We start from the raw sequence: 19,554 nt of genomic DNA on the forward strand, positions 1-19,554 counted from the left end.
TGAGCCCGTAAAGAGCACATGACATCCTGTGATAATCGCAGACTCATTGACATATCAGATTGCAAGAAGGTGCGACGGGGATCGGGGACCCCACGGACGTCTCAGACGTCAGGGGATCCCCAGCACGTTGACCCGCACGGTGATCGGCGCGTTGCGGTCGATCGTCTGACCCTCCTCGGCGGACTGCCCCACGACCCGGTCGACGGCGAGTGGGTCGAGCTGGTTGACATTGGTGCGGTTCACCCGGTTGGCGTTGCCGCGCCAGCCCGCCTGCTGCAGCGTGCTGTAGACCTCCTCGTAGTCCTTGCCCACCAGCTGCGGCATGGTGAACTGGTTGCCGCGCGAGACCTCCAGGGTGATGGTGGTGCCGGCCGCCTGGGTGGTGCCTTCGTCGGATGCCGACAGCACCCGGTCCTCGTCCTCTGAGGAGTCGACCATGACCACGTCGACCTCGAAGCCGGCGTCCTCCAGGTTCTGCACCGCGTCGTCGCGGGACTGGCCGGTCACGCGCGGCACGCGCACGTCCGCCGGACCGGTGGATACCGTGATTCCCACCTCGGTGCCCTCGGCCACCTGGGCGCCGGACGGGTGGGTCTGCTCGATGACCTGGCCGGCGGTGACGTCGTCGCTGGACTGCTCCGAGACGTTCGAGCGCAGGCGCAGGTTCGCCTCCTCGAGCGCGGCCTGGGCCTCCTGGGTCGTCTTCCCGCTGAGGTCGGGGACCTCGGTGACCGCGCGTCCGGAGGATACGTACAGTGTCACCTCCGATCCGGACGGGACGGAGGAGTCCGCGGCGGGGTCGGTGCGGATCGCCCCGTCACGCGGTACCTCGGCGTCCGCCTGGTCCTCGACAGTGACGTCGAAGCCGGCGTCCTCGAGCGCGCTCAGCGCCTCGTCGCGGGGCTGACCGGCCACGTCGGGGACCGTCTCGAGTGCCGCGGCCTGCTCGGAGCCGTCATCGTTCAACCAGTTGACCGCCACGGCGGTCCCGCCGCCGATGAGGGCGAGGATGGCGATGATCCACAGGGGCACGACCCACCCGCGGCGACGCTTCTTCTCCTCGCGCGGTGCCGGCGCGGGGGCCGGCGTGGGCACGGGCGCGGCGGCGGGCATGTGCGTCGTCGGGGCGTCCTGCACGGGTTCATCGGTGTAGGCCTGAGCGGCCAGGGGCATCCGCCCCTCGGAGATGCGCTGCAGGTCAGACGCCATGTCGGCGCTGTTGTCGTAACGGTCGGACGGGTCCTTCGCCATCGCCGTCAACGTGACGGCGTCCAGCGCGAGCGCCTGGTTCTGGTCCAGGTTCATGCCGGTGACCTGCGACGGCGGCAACGGACTCTCCTGGACGTGCTGGAAGGCCACCGAGAACGGCGACTCCCCGGAGAACGGCGGCTGACCGGTGGAGATCTCGTAGAACACGCAGCCGGCGGCGTAGATGTCCGAGCGGGCCTCGGCGGACTTGCCGCGGGCCTGCTCGGGCGAGAGGTACTGGGCGGTGCCGATGACGGCGGCGGTCTGCGTCATCGCCGAACTGGTGTCCGACAGCGCGCGGGCGATGCCGAAGTCCATCACCTTCACCGCGCCGGTGTTGGTGATCATGATGTTCGCCGGCTTGATGTCGCGGTGGATGATGCCGGCCTCGTGGGAGAAGCTCAACGCCCGGCAGACCTCGGCCATCACCCGGCCCGCCTCCTCCAGCGGGAAGGGGCCGGAGTCGCGCAGGATGTCGCGCAACGTCTGGCCGTGCACGCGCTCCATCACGATGTAGGGCACGGACCCGTGCGCCTCGTCGGTCTGACCGGTGTCGTAGACGGCGACGATCGCGTGGTGGTTCAGCTTCGCGGCGTTCTTCGCCTCACGGCGGAAGCGCTCGAGGAAGGTGTCGTCGCGGGCCAGGTCGGCGCGCATCATCTTCACCGCGATGTCGCGGCCGAGGAGTTCGTCGGTCGCCGCATAGACGTCGGACATGCCTCCGGTGCCGATGACCGGCCCCAGCAGGTACCGACCGCCGAGCCGGGTGTTGCTCAGGTCCATGCTGCTCCCTTCCTCGAGTTACGGATGTGCGGGCGTCCCCGACCCTGCGGGCACGCTTTCCCTTGGAGAATACCGATCCCACGGCCTCCGGTGCGAATACCAGACGTCCCAGTCGACACAGCCGTCACAGACGCCCCATGGCGGGCCAGTCGTCGGCGGCATCCCCGGATTCACCGTCCGGGGACGTCTCGGTGTTACCCCCAGGCTGCAACTGCTCCTGGGATGCCTGGTCGGAGGTGTCGGGGTCCGTGGGCTCCTCGGTGGGGCCGCTGGTCTCCGGCACCGTCGGCTGCGACGGTTCCCCGGTGCCCGTGGTGTCCGTCGTACCGCCGCCCGACGTCTCCGAGGGCGTGGACTCGTCGGACGTCGTGTCCGGCGTGGACGTCTCCACCGGGTCGCCGGTGTCGCCGGGGTCGACCGGCTCGGGCACCACGGTCTGCTCCTCGGTGACCTCGCTGGTGACCGTGGTTGTCTGCGTGGGCGCGTTCGGTGCGTCGTCCTGCCCGTACTGGGTGAGGAACCACAGCAGGACGCCGAGGGTGGCCACCAGGCCGATGACCAGCGCCCAGATCCAGCCGCGTCTGGTGCGCGTGCGCGGTGCGGGGCCCATGTTCGCCTCGTCGGTGACCTCGCTCAACCGGCTCTGGCCGGTGGGCACCCGGTCGGCGACGACGGTGGCCGGTGCAACGGCCGCGGCGGCGCCGGTGGGCATGCCAGCGGCGGGGTCCGGCGGCATCTGGCCGTCGCGCACGGGCACTGTGGCCGCGGCGAGCGCGGCACCGTCGCGGTAACGGCTCTCCGGGTCCTTGCGCAGGCAGATCGCGATGAGACGCCGCATCGGGGCGCTGACCGTGTCCGGCAACTCCGGTGCGGTCTCGTTGATGTGCTTGAGCGCCACGGACACCGTGGAGTCGCCGGAGAAGGGCCGCTCGCCGGCGAGTACCTCGTAGCCGACCACGCCGAGCGAGTAGACGTCGCTCGACGGCCGGATGGTCAGGCCTTGGGCCTGCTCCGGGGACACGTACTGGGCGGTGCCCACGACCATGCCGGTACGGGTCAGCGGCACGGCGGACGCGGCCTTGGCGATGCCGAAGTCGGTGATCTTGACCACGCCGTCGGCGGTGACCATGAGGTTGCCGGGCTTGATGTCGCGGTGGATGAGCTGGCGCTCGTGGATCTCCTGCAGCCCGACGGCCGCCTGGGCGATGAGGTCGAGGACCATCACCTCCGGCAGGGTGCGCTGACGCGACAGGATGTCCGCCAGGGACTCGCCCTGCACATACTCCATCACGATGAAGCAGTAGGAGATGCCGTTGCCGTCGACGTCGGTCTGCTCGCCGTAGTCGAAGGTGCGGACCACGTTCTCGGAGGTGATCGTCTCGGCGGCCTCGGCCTCTTGACGGAAACGGTCGCGGAATTCCGCGTCGTCGGTGAGCTCGGGCTTGAGCACCTTGACGGCCACGTCCCGTTCGCCGACGGTGTCGTAGGCGAGCCAGACGGTGGACATGCCGCCGCGTCCGACGATGCGGGACACCTCGAACCGGCGTCCGGCCGCGGAGTCGTAGTGGGTGTCGAGGACGCGCTGCAGGCGGTCCGCCGCCGCGCGGTCCCGGGGCGTCATCTGCTCCGGGTCCACGGGCCCGGAGTGCTCCTCCGGGGTGCTGAACACACGGGTGCCGTCGGGATCGCCTGTGTTGGTGGGGTTGCTCGGGTCGTTGGGTCCGGTCACGCCATTCACCTCGCTACTGTGCTTCCTGCAGCGCCGCGTTGATCACGGCGCGACCGATGGGTGCGGCGACGGAGCCGCCGGTGGCGGCCTGGCCGGCGTCGCCGCCGTTCTCGACGAGGACGGCGACGGCGATGTCGGCGTCCTCGTCCGGGTCGAAGGCGACGTACCAGGCGTGCGGGTTGGAGTTGCGCGAGTCCTCGCCGTGCTCGGCGGTACCGGTCTTCGAGGCGATGTTGGACTGGCCGCCGGCGTACTGCTCGGCGCCCTCCATCAGCTCGGTGAGCTGTGAGGCGACGTCGGAGTCGATGGCACGGCCGGCCTCCTCGGGACGAGTCTCCTGGATCACGTTGAGGTCCTGTCCGGTGACCTGCTTGACGATGTGCGGCTTCATCCGTACCCCGTCGTTGGCGATGGACGCGGCAATGACCGCGTTCTGCAGCGGCGTCAGGGCCACGTCACGCTGGCCGATGGCGGACTGGCTCAGCGCGGCGGAGTCGGGGATGTCACCGATGGTGGAGTTCTGGATGGGCAGGCCGAAGTCCTCGTCGTCTTCGGCACCGATGCCGAAGGCGTCGGCGGTGGCGCGGAAGGACTCCTCGCCGTGGCGGTTCACCAGGTCCACGAAGGAGGTGTTGCAGGACTTCTCGAAGGCGGTGCGCAGCGGCACCTGGGAGGCCCCGCAGGACGTCCCGTCGTAGTTCTCCAGCGTGGTCGTGGTGTCCGGCAGGGTGATTTCGGACTCGCCGGTGACCATCGTGTCGGCGGTGTCGCCCTCGGCCAGCGCCGCGGCGGTGGTGATCAGCTTGAAGGTTGAGCCGGGCGGCTGGGTCTGCTGGGTGGAGCGGTTCAGCAGGGGCGCGTCCGGGCTCGCCTGGAGCTCCTCGAAGGCCGCGTCCGCGGTGGCGGCGTCGGAGCTGCCGACCACGGAGGGGTCGAAGCTGGGCGTCGACGCCATGGCGAGGACCTCACCGGTGGACGGGCGCAGGGCCACGACGGAGCCCGAGTAGCCGCGCGAGGAGAGCTCGTCGTAGGCGACCTGCTGCACGTTGGGCTGCAGGGTGAGTTCCACGTTGGCGCCGCGGCGCTCCTTGCCGGTGAGGGTGTCCCAGGCGCGGGTGGCGAAGAGCGAGTCGTCCGTGCCGTCCAGGATGGAATTCTGCGACGCCTCGATGCCGGAGGCGCCGTAGCGGTCGGAGAGGTACCCCAGTACCGCCCCGTAGGACGCCGGGGCCGTCGGGTAGTCACGGAAGTAGAAGTCGTTCTCGTCGGCCTCGGACTGGGCGAGGATCTGACCGCCGGCGGAGATCTGGCCGCGCGGGATGGACTTCATCTCGTAGTACTGGCGTGCGTTCAGGGAGTTCTCGGCGTAGCGGGACGTCTGGAAACCCTGGATCCAGGTCAGGTTCACCAGCAGGATGATGACCAGGACGAAGGTGAAGACCGAGACGTTACGGATGGACCTGTTCACGAGCGGGCCTCCTTGGGTGTCTGGTCTGCATGGGACTGATCGGGGTACTGGCTGTTGACCACCGGGTTGAGTGACGTCTGTGGGTCTGCCTGCGGAGATGCCGGATCCTGTGGTGGCCCCGCGGCCCTGCGGGTGTTCACGTCGTGCGAGATCTTCAGCAGGATCGCCAGCAGGACGTAGTTCGCCAGCAGGCTGGATCCGCCGTGGGACATGAACGGGGTGGTCAGGCCGGTCATCGGCAGGAGCTTGGAGATGCCGCCGGTGACCACGAACACCTGGATGGCGATCGTCAGGGACAGTCCGGCGGCAACGAGCTTGCCGAAGGCGTCCGGGGTGCGCAGGGCGATGATGAACCCGCGGGTGACGAAGACGGCGAAGAGCATGAGCACGGCCGCCAGACCCACGAAGCCGAGTTCCTCACCGATGGAGGACATGATGAAGTCGGCGTAGGAGACCGGGACGACCTGCGGGTAGCCCTCGCCGAGACCCGTGCCGGTCAACCCGCCGAAGGACATGCCGAACAGTGCCTGGGACAGCTGGTAGCCGGTGCCCTCGTCGTAGGTGGCCAGCGGGTCGAGGAAGTTGGTGAAGCGGTCCTGGATCTTGTCGGAGATCTGGAATACACCCCAGGCGCCGACGACCGCCAGACCCAGGCCGAGGACCAGCCAGGAGGCACGGCCGGTGGCCATGTACAGCATGCCGAGCACGGTGCCGAAGAGCAGCAGGGCGGGGCCGAAGTCGTTCTGGAAGATCGAGATGAGGATGGCCAGGCCCCAGACCAGCAGGATCGGGCCGAGGTCACGGAGGCGGGGGAACTGCATGCCGAGGAACCGGTAGCCGGCCACGGAGAACAGGGCACGCTTGTTGACCAACAGGGCGGCGAAGAAGATGAGCAGCATGATCTTCGCGAACTCGCCGGGCTGGATGGAGATCGGCCCGATGCTGATCCAGACCTGGGCGTCCGCCGTGAGCTCCGAGGGGAAGACGCGGGCCCAGACGATCGGCAGGGCCGACAGGATCAGGCCGCCGAGCCCGAGGAGGAAGGCGTAGTTCTGCAGGCTGTTGTGGGACTTCAGGAACCAGATGACCCCGGCGAAGATCACCAGGGCGATCACGGTCCACATCACCTGGGAGTTGGACCGGGTGGTCTCTGCGGCGAGGTCGATCCGGTAGATCATCACCAGGCCGATGGCGTTGAGCATCGCGGCGACCGGCAGCATGATCTGGTCGGCGTGGGGCGCCTTCAGACAGAGCACCAGGTGGGCGAAGCCGAAGACGAGGATGTAACCGCCGACAAGGATACCGACCTCGGAGTCCAGGTCGTTTCCCTGGGAGAGCTGCAGGGCGATCAGCGCGATGCCGAGGATGACGGCGGAGAACACCAGCAGGGCGAGCTCCAGGCCGCGGGCGTGGGCCTCACGGAACATGTCAGTCCACCTCCCTGCAGGAGACGCCGGGGGTCGTGAGATCGGACGGCTCGCCGCTGCGGGCGTCCGCCGCGTTGTCGCGGGTCACGCAGACCGGCAGGGTCTGCTCGGCGAGCCGGCGGATCTGGCCCTGGATCTCCTCGTAGGAGTCGCGGGGCAGGTTGTCGAGGGTGCCGCGGGCCGCCGGGGTGAGGTCGGAGGTGGAGAACCGGTGGCAGTCGTCGTCGCTGCCGGCGGGCAGCAGACGCACCTCGGCGTCGTCCGAGAGGCAGACCTCCTGGTAGACCGACTGGGTGGAGATGCCCAGGATGTTTCCCGGGGCGCCCTGGTAGATCTGGATCGGCGGGCCGGTCTCGGCAGGGGCGGTGGGCTGCTCGGTGGGTGCCGCCGACGCAGGCGCCGATGCTAACTCGGACGCGGAGGCGGACGCCGGGGCGGGGACCGTCAGCGGTGTCGTGGTGGACGTCGTCGTGGCGGCGGCGCCGTTTTCTGCGACGGCGATGAAGTACGACTGGCTCAGGGAGTCGCGGACATACCATACCGTTGCTCCGGCAGCGACGACGAGTACGAGCAGCGCGGCGAGGGTGATGAACAGTCCCTTGCCACGCTCCTTGCGTTGTTCAGGCTCCTCGGTCTCCGGCTCCGCCGTGGCGGAGCCGGAGTCGGTCTGGGTGGAGCGGGGACGCTGCACCACGTTGACGGCCGAGGCGCGTCCGGCGGAGGTGTTCGGCCGGGGGAGTTCGGGGGCGTTGGTGTTCACCGCGCCGGCCAGGGCGGGGGCGGTGGGCAGCACGGAGCCCTCGGGGAGGCCGGCGGGGTCCACGACGTCGGCGACGACGACGGTGACGTTGTCGGGCCCGCCGCCGCGCAGTGCCAGGTTGATCAACTGCGAGCCGGACTCCTCCGGGGTACCGGTGGCCAGCACGTCGCGGATGGTGTCGAAGCTGACCGGGTCGGAGAGGCCGTCGGAGCACAGCAGGTAGCGGTCACCCGGCTGCGCGTCGCGCAGGGTCAGGGTGGGTTCGACCGGTCGGCCGGTCAACGCTTTGAGGATCAGCGAGCGCTGCGGGTGGCTGCTGACGTCCTCCGGTGCGAGCTTCCCCTCGTCGACGAGGGACTGCACGAAGGTGTCGTCCTTGGTGATCTGCGTCAGGGTGCCGTCGCGCAGCAGGTAGCCGCGGGAGTCGCCGACGTGGCAGACGCCCAGTGAGGCGCCGTCGAAGACCATGGTGGTCAACGTGCAGCCCATGCCCTCCTGGGTGGGGTTGTCGTCCACGTGGGCGGCGATGGCCCGGTTGCCGTCGTCCATGGCCTCGGCGAGCATCGTCAGCAGACGGTCCCCGGACGGCTCCACGCCCTGGGAGAGCGTGTTCTCGAGGACGTAGAGCGAGGTGATCATCAGCTCGGAGGCGACCTCGCCGGCGGCGTGGCCACCCATCCCGTCGGCGAGCGCCAGCAGGTGGGGGGACGCGACGGCGGAGTCCTCGTTGTTCGTGCGCACCAGGCCGCGGTCCGACAGGGCCGCGTAGTTCAGGGCGAGGGGCGTGGCGGTCGTCTCTGTCATGCTTCCAACCTCACCGTGGTCTGGCCGATACGGATCTCCTGACCTGCGGAGAGCTGCTCGGGCTGGTCGATGCGCTGGCCGTTGAGGAAGGAGCCGTTACGTGAGTCCAGGTCCTCGAGCAGCCAGGTGCCGCCCTGGTGGAACAGCCGTGCGTGGGTCCCGGAGGCGAAGTCGTCCTCCAGGACGAGGGTGCAGGACCCCGAGCGGCCCAGGGTCACGTCCTGGTAGCCCTGCAGGTTCAGGGTCGTCCCGTTCAGTGGCCCGGAGGTGACCGTCAACGATCCCGGGGGGGTGGCACGTCGGAAACCGCGTCCACCGGACGCCTTGTGCGCCGGTGCCGCACCGGGGGGTGCGCCGGTGGACGGGCCAGCGGCAGGTGCGGCGCCTGCCGTGGCTGCCATGGTGTTCACGTCCTTGCGCATGGTGCGGACGGCCACCCAGATGAACAGCCACAGCACGACGAGCAGGGCGATCTTGGCGAGCAGCACCAGAGTCGTCTGCATTCGGGTCATCTCCTTCGTGCCGGTGGGTTGACCGGTCGGTCAACGATTGATCCTACCGGCTGAATCTACCTTCCGGAGACCCCGTCAACTGAACCGAACGTCGATCTCACTGTGCCCGATGGTGATCACGTCACCGTCGGCGAGCAGCCAGCTGTCCACGGGGATCTCGTTGACGGTGGTGCCGTTGGTGGACTTCAGGTCGGTCAGGACGGCGTCGTAACCATCCCAGGTGATCTCCGCGTGCTGACGGGATACGCCGGTGTCCGGTAGGCGGAAGTCCACGGCGTTGCCACGTCCGATCACGTTCGTCCCGTGCTGGAGCAGGAAGTTCCGCGCGGAGCCGTCCTGCAGGAACAGGGTGACGGTGGTCTGCGGTGCCTGCTCGCCCTCTGCGGCGTTGGCCGCCCCGGTGGCCTCGTCGGCGTTGTTCGCCGGGGCCTGGGCATTGTGGGAGATGACCTCGGTGCCGGGGTAGCTCTGCAGGGGTTCGCCGAGTGGCTGTTCCTCCGCCGATTGCTGTGCCTGCTCGTCGGCCTGGCGGGCCTGCGCGGCCTGGGGTGACTCCGAGGGACGGGCCAGCCCGACGAGCGGGTTGGGGTCGGCGGCGTGGGCGGCAGGCGCTTCCGGGGCGGAGGGGGAGTCGTCGGCGTCGTAGGGGTGGGCGACGGAGCTGCGGCCGGAGTCCGGCTCGCTGCGCGGCCAGTGTGGTTCGGGCTGCTCGGTCTTCTCGAAGGAGGACCGTGCCTTGAGCTGGCCGGTGTGGAGACCGCCGTCCTTGATGATCTCCACGGCGACCGGGTGACGGCTGTCCCATCCTTCGTTGCGGATGAAGCGTTGGAGCCGGCCGCGGAGCTCGTTGGCGAGGTCGGGCCGGGCCTCGAGCAGGGCGGCGTGGTCGTGCTCGGAGACGTGGACGCGGTAGGAGGAGGGGGCGAAGACCGTTCCGGTCTGGTCCTCCATGAGGGTGTCCTCGACCTCCTGCTTGAGGAGTTCGTCGATCTCGGCGGGGACGACCTCGCCGCCGAAGACGCGTGCGAAGCCGTTGTCCAGCCCGCGCTGCAGGGAGCTGTCGAGCTTACGGAAGCGACTGAAGAGGTCCATGGTGGTTACGCCTCACCTTTCGTTCTCTCGTCCCGCGGGCCGGTATGTGTTTGGCGGGGTCGCCGGCTGCCGGGGTGCCGACAGGAGGACGGCACACGTTGTCGGCCCACTATACGGACTGTGGCTGTGAAGTGGGTGTGCCAACGGCGTGTGGGGCTGCCGGGCCGTGGAGTTTGGTGTTGAAGGGGCCATGGGGCGGACGAGGAAATGTGCTTTGTCCTGCGCCTTTGTGTGGAGGGGGTGGCGATGCTAGTGTTACTCTCCGTTGCAGACGCAACCCACGTCGATGCTAGATATCGATGCCACGGGCGAGTGGCGGAATGGCAGACGCGCTGGCTTCAGGTGCCAGTGTCCTTAGGGACGTGGGGGTTCAAGTCCCCCTTCGCCCACCGTGAGCGGTTCACGAACCGAACGGACCGGAGATCACGAACTCGAAAGGGTTCCTGATCTCCGGTTTTGCGTTGTTCGGGATGACAGCGCAGTGAAAGTGTCACGATTGCGGGAACTGGTCGACAACTCCCCATCCTACTTGGGAGCATCTGAGCTCCAGAGGATGTCCGGGCGGTGATGGTCGCGAACTCCCGTACCCTCGGCGACGGACATACTGAGATCTGGAGGAAGCTGTGCCCGCGCCCACATCCGATGACATACGCCTCGCTAGCATTGGAGCAGAGACTGCTCTGGAGCGACTCCTCCAGGCCCGAACGCCGAGGGAAGATGGCGATGATGCTCCCGGGAGGATTGCAGCGGTGGAGACCCTGTGGTGGGTGCGTCTACTGGCAGAGCAGCTCGCCTACCCTGGCAAGGAACTTTCCGGCGATGGCACAGAGTCTGACGTGTCGGATCTGGTGTCCGCGCTTCGGGTGGTTCGCAACACCGTGACTCACAAGGTGCCCATCGTCGCGATGCATGAACATGCAGACTTGCGGTTGGGGACGAACTTCTTCCTGGGGGTGACAAAGTTCGGCGGGGAAGTTGAACTGTGCTGGATTCCCGCCGACGAACTTCCCGAGCCCGATCCGGGCTTCGACAAGCACTGGACGGAAGACAAGGCCGCCTACGCTAAGCACGTGGCTGGTCAGCCCTGCTGGGGCAGTCTGAAACGCGCAGTGACCTGGCTGACGGGGCCTGCGCCGAAGTACCGCAAGGACGGGATGCCCGTGAAGTGAGAGGGCCTTCCTGACTGGGCGGGAGCGGTGCAGGCGTCTGGTTGGCTGAGGCGCAGAACCCGCCTGGCCGTCCACGAAAAGTAAGGCGGTCGTTCTCGTGGTCACCATAGGGGCGCAAGCACTGAGCGCCTCGGCCAGGATGATCGGTGTCGCTATGGGTGCCGTCGGCTGCCGGAGCCATCCGGTCTGAGCTCAGACGGTAGCAGTGATGGCCGTCGCCGTGCTGGACTGGGTCGTCGTTGCGGCACTGTAACGAAGCGAAACCGCCCCCAACACTGAGTTTTAAGTGGTGGGGGCGGTTTCTCGTGCAGAAGGTCTACTTCTCGGGCGTGGTGTCCGGCTCCGGTGTGTGCTTGTGCTCCTGCCGGAACCCGAACTCGGGCTTGGGGTACTCCCGGAAGTAACGGTCGGGGTCAGATCGCAGCAGACGGATGCGCTCGATGTACAGCGCATTGCCTGGCTTCTTGCGGTCAGTCATGGGAACCAACCTCCTCTCCTTCCGTTCCAGTATCGCACGGGACGGACAGATTGCCCATCGGAACATACGGACAATCTTGCTGAGAGGAAAATGAGAGCGCGATGACGCCCGCGAAGAACCCGAGCAGCTTCACATCGAACGGCGTGATGTCCTCGGCCCCCGGAGCGTCGATGGTGAGGATGCCGAACAGCCGGTCATCGCTGGCCACAGGGTAGGTCGAAAACGACTTGTACCCCCTCCCGGGTTTTTCGTTCTTGGGGAGTTCCGCGACATCGGGGACGTAGTGCGCCTCGCCCTCGATTGCACGGTCGAAGGTGGTGTCTCCAGGCCGGAACTTCCGTGTGGAGCGCAGTCCGTTGCCCCCGTCGTACCCCCACCGGTCGACCCCGAGAACCGGCGGGTCCACGGATTCTACGGCGAACAGGTTCGCTCGCACGCCGGTAGCGTCCGGTCCCAGACGGGTACGGACCTGCCCCAGGACGGCCTTCCGCACGATGCGCATCTCAGCCAGGCGCCCCTTGGGGGTAGTCTCCTCCAACCCCAGGACAAGGTTGAAGACACCCGTCGTCATCTCGTCGACCAGGGCTTCGTAGCTCTGACGCTCTTTCTCTTTCTCGCGGTCCTTCTCCGCCAAGCTGTCCCGGAGAGTCTGTTCGTTTTGTTCATCGGCTGCTCGTTGCGTCTCAGTGTCACGTCGTCCGTGCATCCACATGAGGATCCCCCCGCCTGTGATCATGCACACCATGAGAATGAGCCAGGGCCAGTTGATGGTGTCGTCGTATGCACGGAGCGCGGGCACGGCAGATCCTGCCATGATCACTGCAGGTACAGCGGGGGACAGGGAGGAAACCCACTCGGCGATGGGGCCCTCAGTTCGACTCACCTGCTCTGCGGTAACAAACTCAGGTTCATCAGCACTGTCAGGGGAAGGGTTCACGCGCTATGCCTCCTCAGCTGAACTTCGCAGGGCGGGAACCTGAGCAGTTTAGCGTGTTCATTCTCATGACCTCCTGACCTACCTCCGCAATTCCCACAACCTCGGGTTCCCTGCGATCTCGGCGAAAGTGACCTCCCAAATCTCACGGGCATGGTCAGGAATCCGCAGTATGACGGCGCACAGCGACTCCATCCCCACAACCTTCGCCACGAGTGGTGCACGAACTGCGCTGACCGGAGATCAGCCGTACTGGACCTTGTCGCGCGTGGCCCGGCGGGTCTGGGCAGTGATCTCCGGGGTGCCGTAGTGGGTGATGAACGGGCTGAGGGTCAACACCTGGTAGGACGACTGGTCCATGCTGGTCAGCATTGTTTCGAGTGTGTCGAGGTCGCCAGCTTGGATCAGCTGGACCAATGTGTCTGCAGCGTCGTCCCAGCCGAAACCGTGGCATTGCCCGTGAGACCACCACACCGAGTTCACGAGGTCGGCATCCTCAGTGATGTCGATTCCCTCGCGGCGGATACGGGCGAAGATCAGCTTGCGGGCATGGACCTGTCGGAACGTGCGTGGGGAGATCGGTTCACCCTGACCAGTGGTCGCACGAGGACTGGGAGGCATTGTGCTCATCGGGCCAACTCTCCTTTCCCGGCTTGTACTAGGGCGTGTCTCCTATATGTGAGGTGAGGGTCGCGAGATACTGGCGGGGTGAATGAGAAGTCTCGGTTTGAGGCGATGACGGATGAGCAGTGGGAGCGTGTGGAGCCCCTGTTGCCAACGAACTGTGGGCGTCGGGGTCGCCCGTTCTCGAATAGTCGGATGATCGTCAACGGGATCATCTACCGCTACAGGACGGGGATTCCTTGGAGAGACCTGCCTCGTGAGAGGTATGGGGGCTCTTCCCAGATGAGGGTGTAGCGCACGTCGCGCGGCGGGCCGGCGCGTCGGTGGCCGGATAGAGGTCGAGGTCTCCCGAGGATGAGAGCTCCTACACACTCAGCCCGAAAGACCTCGACGTGCACGACGCTACCGTCGGCGGGCGCGCTGATGCGTTCGCCAGCCCCGACCTGACTGCCTTCTGCCGCCTCGACGAACTCGGCCTCGTTGTCACCGGGCAGCGACTCGAGCCGGATCGTGCCGTATTGGCCTGCCAGGTGGTCGAGCCCGACCAGTGGTGCCGGCGCTGCGGCTGCGAAGGGAGACCACGTGACACCGTGGTCCGACGGCTTGCCCACGAACCACTGGGCTGGCGGCCCACGACGCTGGAGGTCGTCGTGCGCCGTTACCGCTGCAGCGGCTGCGGGTATGTGTGGCGCCAGGACACCACCGCCGCGGCCGAGCCCCGGGCCAAGTTGTCTCGGCGCGCTCTGCGGTGGGCGCTGGAAGGGATCGTGGTCCAGCACCTGACCGTGGCTCGGGTCGCCGAGGGGCTCGGGGTGGCCTGGGACACCGCCAACGACGCCGTTATGGCCGAGGGCAAGCGGGTGCTGATCGACGAGGAGCACCGCTTCGAGGGGGTGAAGGTCGTCGGGGTCGATGAGCACGTGTGGAGGCACACCCGTCGCGGCGACAGGTACGTCACCGTGATCATCGACCTCACCCCAGTGCGAGATGGCACCGGCCCGGCACGGCTGCTGGACATGGTCGAAGGACGCTCCAAGCAGGCGTTCAAGACCTGGCTGGCCGACCGCCCGCAGGAGTGGCGCGACGGCGTGGAGGTGGTCGCGATGGACGGCTTCACCGGGTTCAAGACCGCCGCCGTCGAGGAACTGCCCGACGTGGTGACCGTGCTAGATCCCTTCCACGTCACGCGCCTCGCTGGCGAGGCGCTCGATGAGTGCCGACGGCGAGTTCAGCAGGCCATCTGTGGGCACCGCGGCCGCAAGGGCGACCCGCTCTATGCCGCCCGCCGGACCCTGTCCACCGGCGCCGACCTGCTCAACGACAAGCAGAAGGACCGACTGGACACCCTGTTCGCCGACGAGCAATGATCAGAACCTATGGATGGCCCTCGGCGGGTGAGCGCGACGGAGCGCACCTTCCCGAGGAAGATCTTGTAGTCACAGAACTCTGATCAGGACCGGCGTTGGCGCGCTGGTTCGGGAAGGTGCGCTCATGTTGAAGGTAGTCCAAGACGTCGAGGCGTCCAACCATGCAGCCGGTGGGTCGCTGCTCGATGAGATCGTCGGCGACGGCGCTCGGCAGATGCTGGCGGCGGCGTTGCAGGCCGAGGTCGCGGCCTACGTCGAGCAGTTCACCGACGAGCTCGACGAGGCGGGTCGTCGCCTGGTGGTCCGCAACGGCTTCCACGAGCCGCGGGAGGTGACCACCGCGGCGGGCGCGATCCCGGTCAAGGCGCCGCGGGTTGCGCAGGTGCTGCCGCTGCTGTACCTGCACGGCCTGTCCAGCAGCGACTTCACCCCCGCACTGGAGCAGTTCCTCGGCACCAGCCACGGCCTGTCGGCGTCGGTGATCACACGGCTGGCCAAGGGACTGGCAAGACGAAGCCAGGGCGTTCAACCAGCGGTCCCTGGCCGGCACCGACTTCGTCTACTGCTGGGTCGACGGGATCCACCTCAAGGTCCGCCTGGAGCAGGACAAGGTGTGTCTGCTGGTTATCGTCGGTGTCCGTGCTGACGGCACGAAGGAGCTGGTCGCGCTCGACGACGGGCACCGAGAGTCCACCGAGTCCTGGCTCGACCTGCTCCGCAGCTGCAAGCGCCGCGGGATGCGGGCTCCGGTCCTCGCGGTCGGCGACGGGGCGCTCGGGTTCTGGGCCGCGCTGCGCGAGGTCTGGCCCCAGACCCGCGAGCAGCGGTGCTGGTTCCACAAGATCGCCAACGTCCTCAACGCCTTGCCGAAGTCCGCGCAGCCGGGCGCGAAGGCCGCGCTGGCCGAGATCTGGAACGCCGAGAACCGCGACCACGCCGAGCGTGCTGCGGAGGCGTTCGTCGCTGACTACGGCACCAAGTGGCCCAAGGCCGCCGCGAAGATCGCCGACGACCTCGACGTCCTCCTGGAGTTCTACAACTACCCCGCCGAGCACTGGGTTCACCTACGCACGACCAACCCGATCGAGTCCACGTTCGCGACCGTCCGGCTGCGCCAGCGCGTCACGAAGGGACCCGGCTCCCGAGCCGCCGGAATCGCGATGGCCTTCAAGCTCATCGAGTCCGCCCAGACGAGGTGGCGCGCCGTGAACGCGCCCCACCTCGTCGCCCTCGTCCGCGCCGGCGCAACGTTCAAGAACGGCATCCTCGTCGAACGACCAGACGGCCACGACGAGCAGACCTCCACCCACGAATCAGGAGGTGACGCTCAAGCCGCATGACACGCCGATCCACAGGTCTTGACTATTGCTCGGTCTTCGAAGAGCAACTACGATCCTTGGAAGAAGCCGGTGTTGCGACGACCGGTTGAACCTGCCGTGGCTCCGACCAGCAGAGCGATGTCAGCAGTTGGCTTTCCATCTCAGCGGCGCCGCTGGAAGGATGCCCACCGGCAAATCCCGCACCTCGTGGATTGCGAGCGTTGCGAGCGAGAGCGTGCCTACGCGAAGGAGAATTATGATGGACGTTGACCTGCTGGTGATCGGCTGGGGCAAGGCAGGCAAGACCCTGGCGGGGCGCTTCGCGGCCGCCGGCAAGACCGTGGCGCTGGTGGAGCGCTCGCCCGAGATGTACGGCGGCACCTGCATCAACATCGGCTGCGTGCCGACCAAGGACCTCGTCGTCTCGGCCGAGGAGCGTCGCGACTCCGACGACCCGCAGGAGTTCTTCCGCACCGCCGTCGCCGGCCGCGACGCGCTGATCGGCACGCTCAACGCCGCGAACCACCAGATGCTGGAGAAGCCGGGCGTCACCCTGGTGGACGGCACCGCCCGGTTCACCGGCCCGCGGACGGTCGTCGTCGACACCGCCGAGGGCCAGGTGGAGCTCACCGGCGAGACCGTGGTGATCGGCACCGGTGCGACCTCGCGCCGCGTCGACCTGCCCGGCTTCGACTCACCGCGGGTGTTCGACTCGACCACCATCCAGCACATCGACCCGCTGCCCGAACGGCTGGTGATCGTGGGCGGCGGCTTCATTGGGCTGGAGTTCGCTAGCATGTTCACCCACTTCGGCTCCAAGGTCACCATCCTCGACCGCGGCGAGGAGCTCCTTCCCCGCGTCGACCGGGACGTGGCCGAGGCCGTGAGGCAGACCCTGCTCGACATGGGCGTCACCATCGAGCAGGGCGTCCGGCCCACGTCGCTGGACGACGACGGCACACACGCCGTGGTGCACACCACCAAGGGCGATTTCGCGGCCGAGGCCGTGCTGGTGGCCGCCGGACGCGTGCCGGTCACCGGCGAGCTGGGCCTGGAGGCCGCCGGCATCGAGGTGGACGAGCGGGGCTTCGTCGTCGTGGACGACCAGCTGCAGACCAGCGTCCCCGGTGTGTACGCGGTGGGCGACGTCAACGGCGGCCCGCAGTTCACCTACGTCTCGCTGGACGACAACCGCATCGTGTGGGACGCGGTGATGGGCCAGGGCACGCGCCGCCGCAGCGACCGCGTGGCGGTGCCGAACACCACCTTCATCACCCCGCCGCTGTCGATGGTGGGCATGGACGAGACCCAGGCCCGCAAGTCCGGCCGCAACGTCCTGATGGCGAAGAAGGAGGTGGCGAAGATCGCCGCCATGCCCCGGCCGAAGATCGTCGGCGAGACCCACGGCCTGTTCAAGCTGTTCGTCGACGCCGACAGCCAAGAGATCCTCGGCGCGACGATCTTCTCCATCGACTCCCAGGAGCTGGTCAACATGGTCGCCCTGGCCATCCGGCTGGGCGCCAAGGTCTCCGACCTGCGCGACGGGATCTGGACCCACCCGTCCAGCACCGAGGCCTTCAACGAGGTGCTCGGCACCCTGGAGCCATTGGCCTGACCGCTCAGGCACGAGTACGCCCTCCGACCCGATGGGTCGGAGGGCGTTCTGCTTCGACGGGGGCGGTCGGGCCCGGCGTCCGGCCCCGCCGCCGACGCAGGCACCGCATGTCTTGGAGGCTGACCGACCCGCCCCGGGAATAGACCCTGCCGGATCGTGGTTCGAATAGGTGTACCCTGTAGGGGTATGCATCGCAAGATGGCTCGGTTCGAGGCGTCCGTGCTGTCGTCGATGCCATCGCCGCTAATCCCGACCTGACCGCCACTGTGCTCCAAACTGTCGGCGTAAAGGGATGGGACGGGTTCATCCTCGTCCGCAGAGGCTAGAGCGGAACGGGCGGGCTACCCGCGATCAGAACGTCCTCAACTCATGGGTTCTACCGGGCCTGTCGGTCGAGTGTCAGGCTTGGTTCCGGTAGCGATGGGCGGGTCAGCACTCGCGTTTCTCATCTGGCCATGGAAGGCCTGGCGGCAGACCGTGTGCCCGCCCATCGTGAGGGGACAGTGACCGCTACTGGGATGTCGTGCCCCCGCGGGTTTGGGTGAGCACTGTGGCCATGAGATCGCTGGGAGTTCCCTCACTGCTGCTGTCGGAGCGGATAGTCGAGAACGGGGAGACACACCATGTTGTTCGTCGGGGACGACTGGGCCGAGGACCACCACGACGTCGAGATCATCGACGAGGACGGCAAGGTCCTGGCCCGCAAACGCCTGCCGGAAGGACTGGCAGGGATCACGCAACTGCACGAGCTGATCGCCCATCACCTGGGCGAACCAGACGGTGATCCAGCCGCCTGGCCGCCGGTGGTCGTCGGGATCGAAACCGACCGGGGAGCCTGGGTCGCGTCGCTGGTCGCGGCCGGCTACGAGGTGTTCGCGATCAACCCAAGGATGGCGTCGCGTTACCGCGACAGGCACTCGATGTCGGGCGCCAAGTCAGACCGGGCCGACGCCCACCTGTTGGCAGAGCTCGTCCGCCTGGACCGGGCCCATCACCGCCCGATCGCTGGCGACACGGCCCTGGCCGAAGGCGTGAAGCTCGCGGCCCGCGCGCACCAGAACCTGATCTGGGAACGGACCCGCCACGTCTTGCGCCTGCGTTCGGCGTTGCGGGAGTTCTTCCCCGCCGCACTGATCGTCTTCGATGACCTGGCTAGGGCGTGTCTCCTATATGTGAGGTGAGGGTCGCGAGATACTGGCGGGGTGAATGAGAAGTCTCGGTTTGAGGCGATGACGGATGAGCAGTGGGAGCGTGTGGAGCCCCTGTTGCCAACGAACTGTGGGCGTCGGGGTCGCCCGTTCTCGAATAGTCGGATGATCGTCAACGGGATCATCTACCGCTACAGGACGGGGATTCCTTGGAGAGACCTGCCTCGTGAGAGGTATGGGCCGTGGCAGACGGTGTGGAAGCGTCACCGCTCCTACGCGAGGCGGGGCGTGTGGGATTGTGTCCTTTCTCAGGTGGTGGCCCAAGCGGATTCGGCTGGGAAAGTGGATTGGACGGTCAGCATTGACGCCACGATCAACCGTGCCCACCAACACGCCACGAACACGACGCGCCCCGACCAGGACACGGGGGGCTTCATCGAACTACAAGAATTCTCCGCTGGGCGAGGATGAGCCTGCAGGTCACGGCATTGGACGCTCGCGCGGGGGGTTGACCACGAAGATCCACCAGGTCGTGGACGGCAACGGGCGTCCCTTGGCCATGGTCGTCACTGGAGGCCAGCTCAACGACGGCGCGATGATGCAGGACACCTTGAAGGACATCTACGTCCCCAGGCCCACCGGCAGGCCCCGCACCACACCCGACACGGTCATGGCGGACCGGGGCTACACGTCGGGCGTGAACCGTGAATACCTTCGAGATCACCACGTCAAGGCAGTGATCCCCCAGAAGAAGAACGAGATCGCCTCCCGGAAGAAGAAGGGCTCCAAGGGAGGCCGTCCACCCGCCTTTGACGCAGAGGCATACAAGGGACGAAACGTCGTGGAACGCTCCTTCAACAGCGTCAAACAGTGGCGTGGTCTGGCCACCAGGTACGACAAGCTTGCCGTCACCTACAGGTCAGCCACAGTCCTACACGCCATCCTCCAATGGCTCCAAATATAGGAGACACGCCCTAGACGTATGTGCTCTGCTGCTCCTTGACGCTACCGGGTCACACCTGCCAAGAAGACACTCGTGAGCCGGGGCACGGCATCATCATCAGGATCATGGACATC

General features: G+C 67.2%; 15 protein-coding genes, 1 tRNA gene and 3 pseudogenes. 9 read left to right on the forward strand and 10 right to left on the reverse strand.

The features are described 5' to 3' along the window. Positions 1–108: 108 nt before the first annotated feature. From pknB to ACT3TD_RS13555, 7 genes are all read right to left on the reverse strand, one after another. Complete coding sequence (pknB, locus tag ACT3TD_RS13525; protein WP_301443382.1) at positions 109–2,031, reverse strand: Stk1 family PASTA domain-containing Ser/Thr kinase; 1,923 nt, start codon at positions 2,029–2,031, stop codon at positions 109–111. Between the two features lie 124 nt (positions 2,032–2,155). After that, positions 2,156–3,760 (reverse strand): serine/threonine-protein kinase, encoded by a 1,605-nt coding sequence (locus ACT3TD_RS13530; RefSeq protein ID WP_367620313.1) that lies wholly within the window; start codon positions 3,758–3,760, stop codon positions 2,156–2,158. Positions 3,761–3,773: 13 nt separating this feature from the next. Next, positions 3,774–5,228 carry a peptidoglycan D,D-transpeptidase FtsI family protein gene (locus ACT3TD_RS13535; protein ID WP_301443381.1) on the reverse strand — a complete coding sequence of 485 codons (1,455 nt, stop codon included), beginning with the start codon at positions 5,226–5,228 and terminating at the stop codon, positions 3,774–3,776. Next, on the reverse strand, positions 5,225–6,655 hold the full coding sequence (locus ACT3TD_RS13540) for an FtsW/RodA/SpoVE family cell cycle protein (protein ID WP_301443380.1): 1,431 nt from the start codon (positions 6,653–6,655) through the stop codon (positions 5,225–5,227). The genes ACT3TD_RS13535 and ACT3TD_RS13540 overlap by 4 nt, the downstream gene beginning before the upstream one ends. 1 nt (position 6,656) lies before the next feature. Beyond that, complete coding sequence (locus ACT3TD_RS13545) at positions 6,657–8,219, reverse strand: PP2C family protein-serine/threonine phosphatase (protein ID WP_441579590.1); 1,563 nt, start codon at positions 8,217–8,219, stop codon at positions 6,657–6,659. Continuing rightward, on the reverse strand, positions 8,216–8,722 hold the full coding sequence (locus ACT3TD_RS13550) for an FHA domain-containing protein FhaB/FipA (protein WP_441579591.1): 507 nt from the start codon (positions 8,720–8,722) through the stop codon (positions 8,216–8,218). The genes ACT3TD_RS13545 and ACT3TD_RS13550 overlap by 4 nt, the downstream gene beginning before the upstream one ends. An 84-nt stretch (positions 8,723–8,806) precedes the next feature. After that, positions 8,807–9,823: a DUF3662 and FHA domain-containing protein gene (locus ACT3TD_RS13555; protein WP_441579592.1), complete on the reverse strand. Its 1,017-nt coding sequence runs from the start codon at positions 9,821–9,823 to the stop codon at positions 8,807–8,809. 306 nt (positions 9,824–10,129) lie between these two features. Here ACT3TD_RS13555 and ACT3TD_RS13560 point away from each other — a divergent pair. Both ACT3TD_RS13560 and ACT3TD_RS13565 read left to right on the forward strand, forming a co-directional pair. Further along, positions 10,130–10,212, forward strand: a tRNA-Leu gene (locus ACT3TD_RS13560). A gap of 360 nt (positions 10,213–10,572) precedes the next feature. Then, a complete protein-coding gene (locus tag ACT3TD_RS13565) occupies positions 10,573–10,992 on the forward strand; it encodes a hypothetical protein (protein WP_313095878.1) in 420 nt (139 codons plus the stop codon). 316 nt (positions 10,993–11,308) lie between these two features. Here ACT3TD_RS13565 and ACT3TD_RS13570 read toward each other — a convergent pair whose 3' ends face one another. From ACT3TD_RS13570 to ACT3TD_RS13580, 3 genes are all read right to left on the reverse strand, one after another. Further along, positions 11,309–11,470, reverse strand: coding sequence for a hypothetical protein (locus ACT3TD_RS13570; RefSeq protein WP_441579593.1), 162 nt, complete (start codon positions 11,468–11,470; stop codon positions 11,309–11,311). After that, positions 11,463–12,269 carry a GAF domain-containing protein gene (locus tag ACT3TD_RS13575; RefSeq protein ID WP_444638024.1) on the reverse strand — a complete coding sequence of 269 codons (807 nt, stop codon included), beginning with the start codon at positions 12,267–12,269 and terminating at the stop codon, positions 11,463–11,465. Before ACT3TD_RS13575 ends, ACT3TD_RS13570 begins: the two co-directional genes overlap by 8 nt. A gap of 378 nt (positions 12,270–12,647) precedes the next feature. Further along, positions 12,648–13,034: a hypothetical protein gene (locus ACT3TD_RS13580; RefSeq protein ID WP_444615090.1), complete on the reverse strand. Its 387-nt coding sequence runs from the start codon at positions 13,032–13,034 to the stop codon at positions 12,648–12,650. Positions 13,035–13,139: 105 nt separating this feature from the next. Between ACT3TD_RS13580 and ACT3TD_RS13585 the strand changes: the two genes are divergently transcribed. The 7 genes and pseudogenes from ACT3TD_RS13585 (at position 13,140) to ACT3TD_RS13615 (ending at position 19,441) form a co-directional block, all read left to right on the forward strand. Continuing rightward, complete coding sequence (locus ACT3TD_RS13585) at positions 13,140–13,322, forward strand: transposase (protein WP_407712430.1); 183 nt, start codon at positions 13,140–13,142, stop codon at positions 13,320–13,322. Positions 13,323–13,420: 98 nt separating this feature from the next. Beyond that, positions 13,421–14,389: pseudogene (locus ACT3TD_RS13590) on the forward strand (ISL3-like element ISPfr3 family transposase); the annotation flags it as partial. Positions 14,390–14,519: 130 nt separating this feature from the next. Beyond that, positions 14,520–15,735, forward strand: a pseudogene (locus ACT3TD_RS13595) (IS256 family transposase). A gap of 238 nt (positions 15,736–15,973) precedes the next feature. Then, complete coding sequence (locus tag ACT3TD_RS13600; RefSeq protein ID WP_036323418.1) at positions 15,974–17,329, forward strand: FAD-dependent oxidoreductase; 1,356 nt, start codon at positions 15,974–15,976, stop codon at positions 17,327–17,329. A 623-nt stretch (positions 17,330–17,952) separates the two neighbouring features. After that, positions 17,953–18,480: pseudogene (locus tag ACT3TD_RS13605) on the forward strand (IS110 family transposase); the annotation flags it as partial. Between the two features lie 78 nt (positions 18,481–18,558). Beyond that, the gene (locus tag ACT3TD_RS13610) at positions 18,559–18,948 is read left to right on the forward strand and encodes an IS5 family transposase (RefSeq protein WP_041446267.1); all 390 of its coding nucleotides are present in this window, start codon (positions 18,559–18,561) and stop codon (positions 18,946–18,948) included. Further along, positions 18,857–19,441: an IS5 family transposase gene (locus ACT3TD_RS13615; protein ID WP_444615088.1), complete on the forward strand. Its 585-nt coding sequence runs from the start codon at positions 18,857–18,859 to the stop codon at positions 19,439–19,441. The genes ACT3TD_RS13610 and ACT3TD_RS13615 overlap by 92 nt, the downstream gene beginning before the upstream one ends. Positions 19,442–19,554: the final 113 nt, after the last annotated feature.

It is taken from the genome of Corynebacterium sp. AOP36-E1-14 (assembly GCF_052377495.1).
GTDB lineage: Bacteria > Actinomycetota > Actinomycetes > Mycobacteriales > Mycobacteriaceae > Corynebacterium.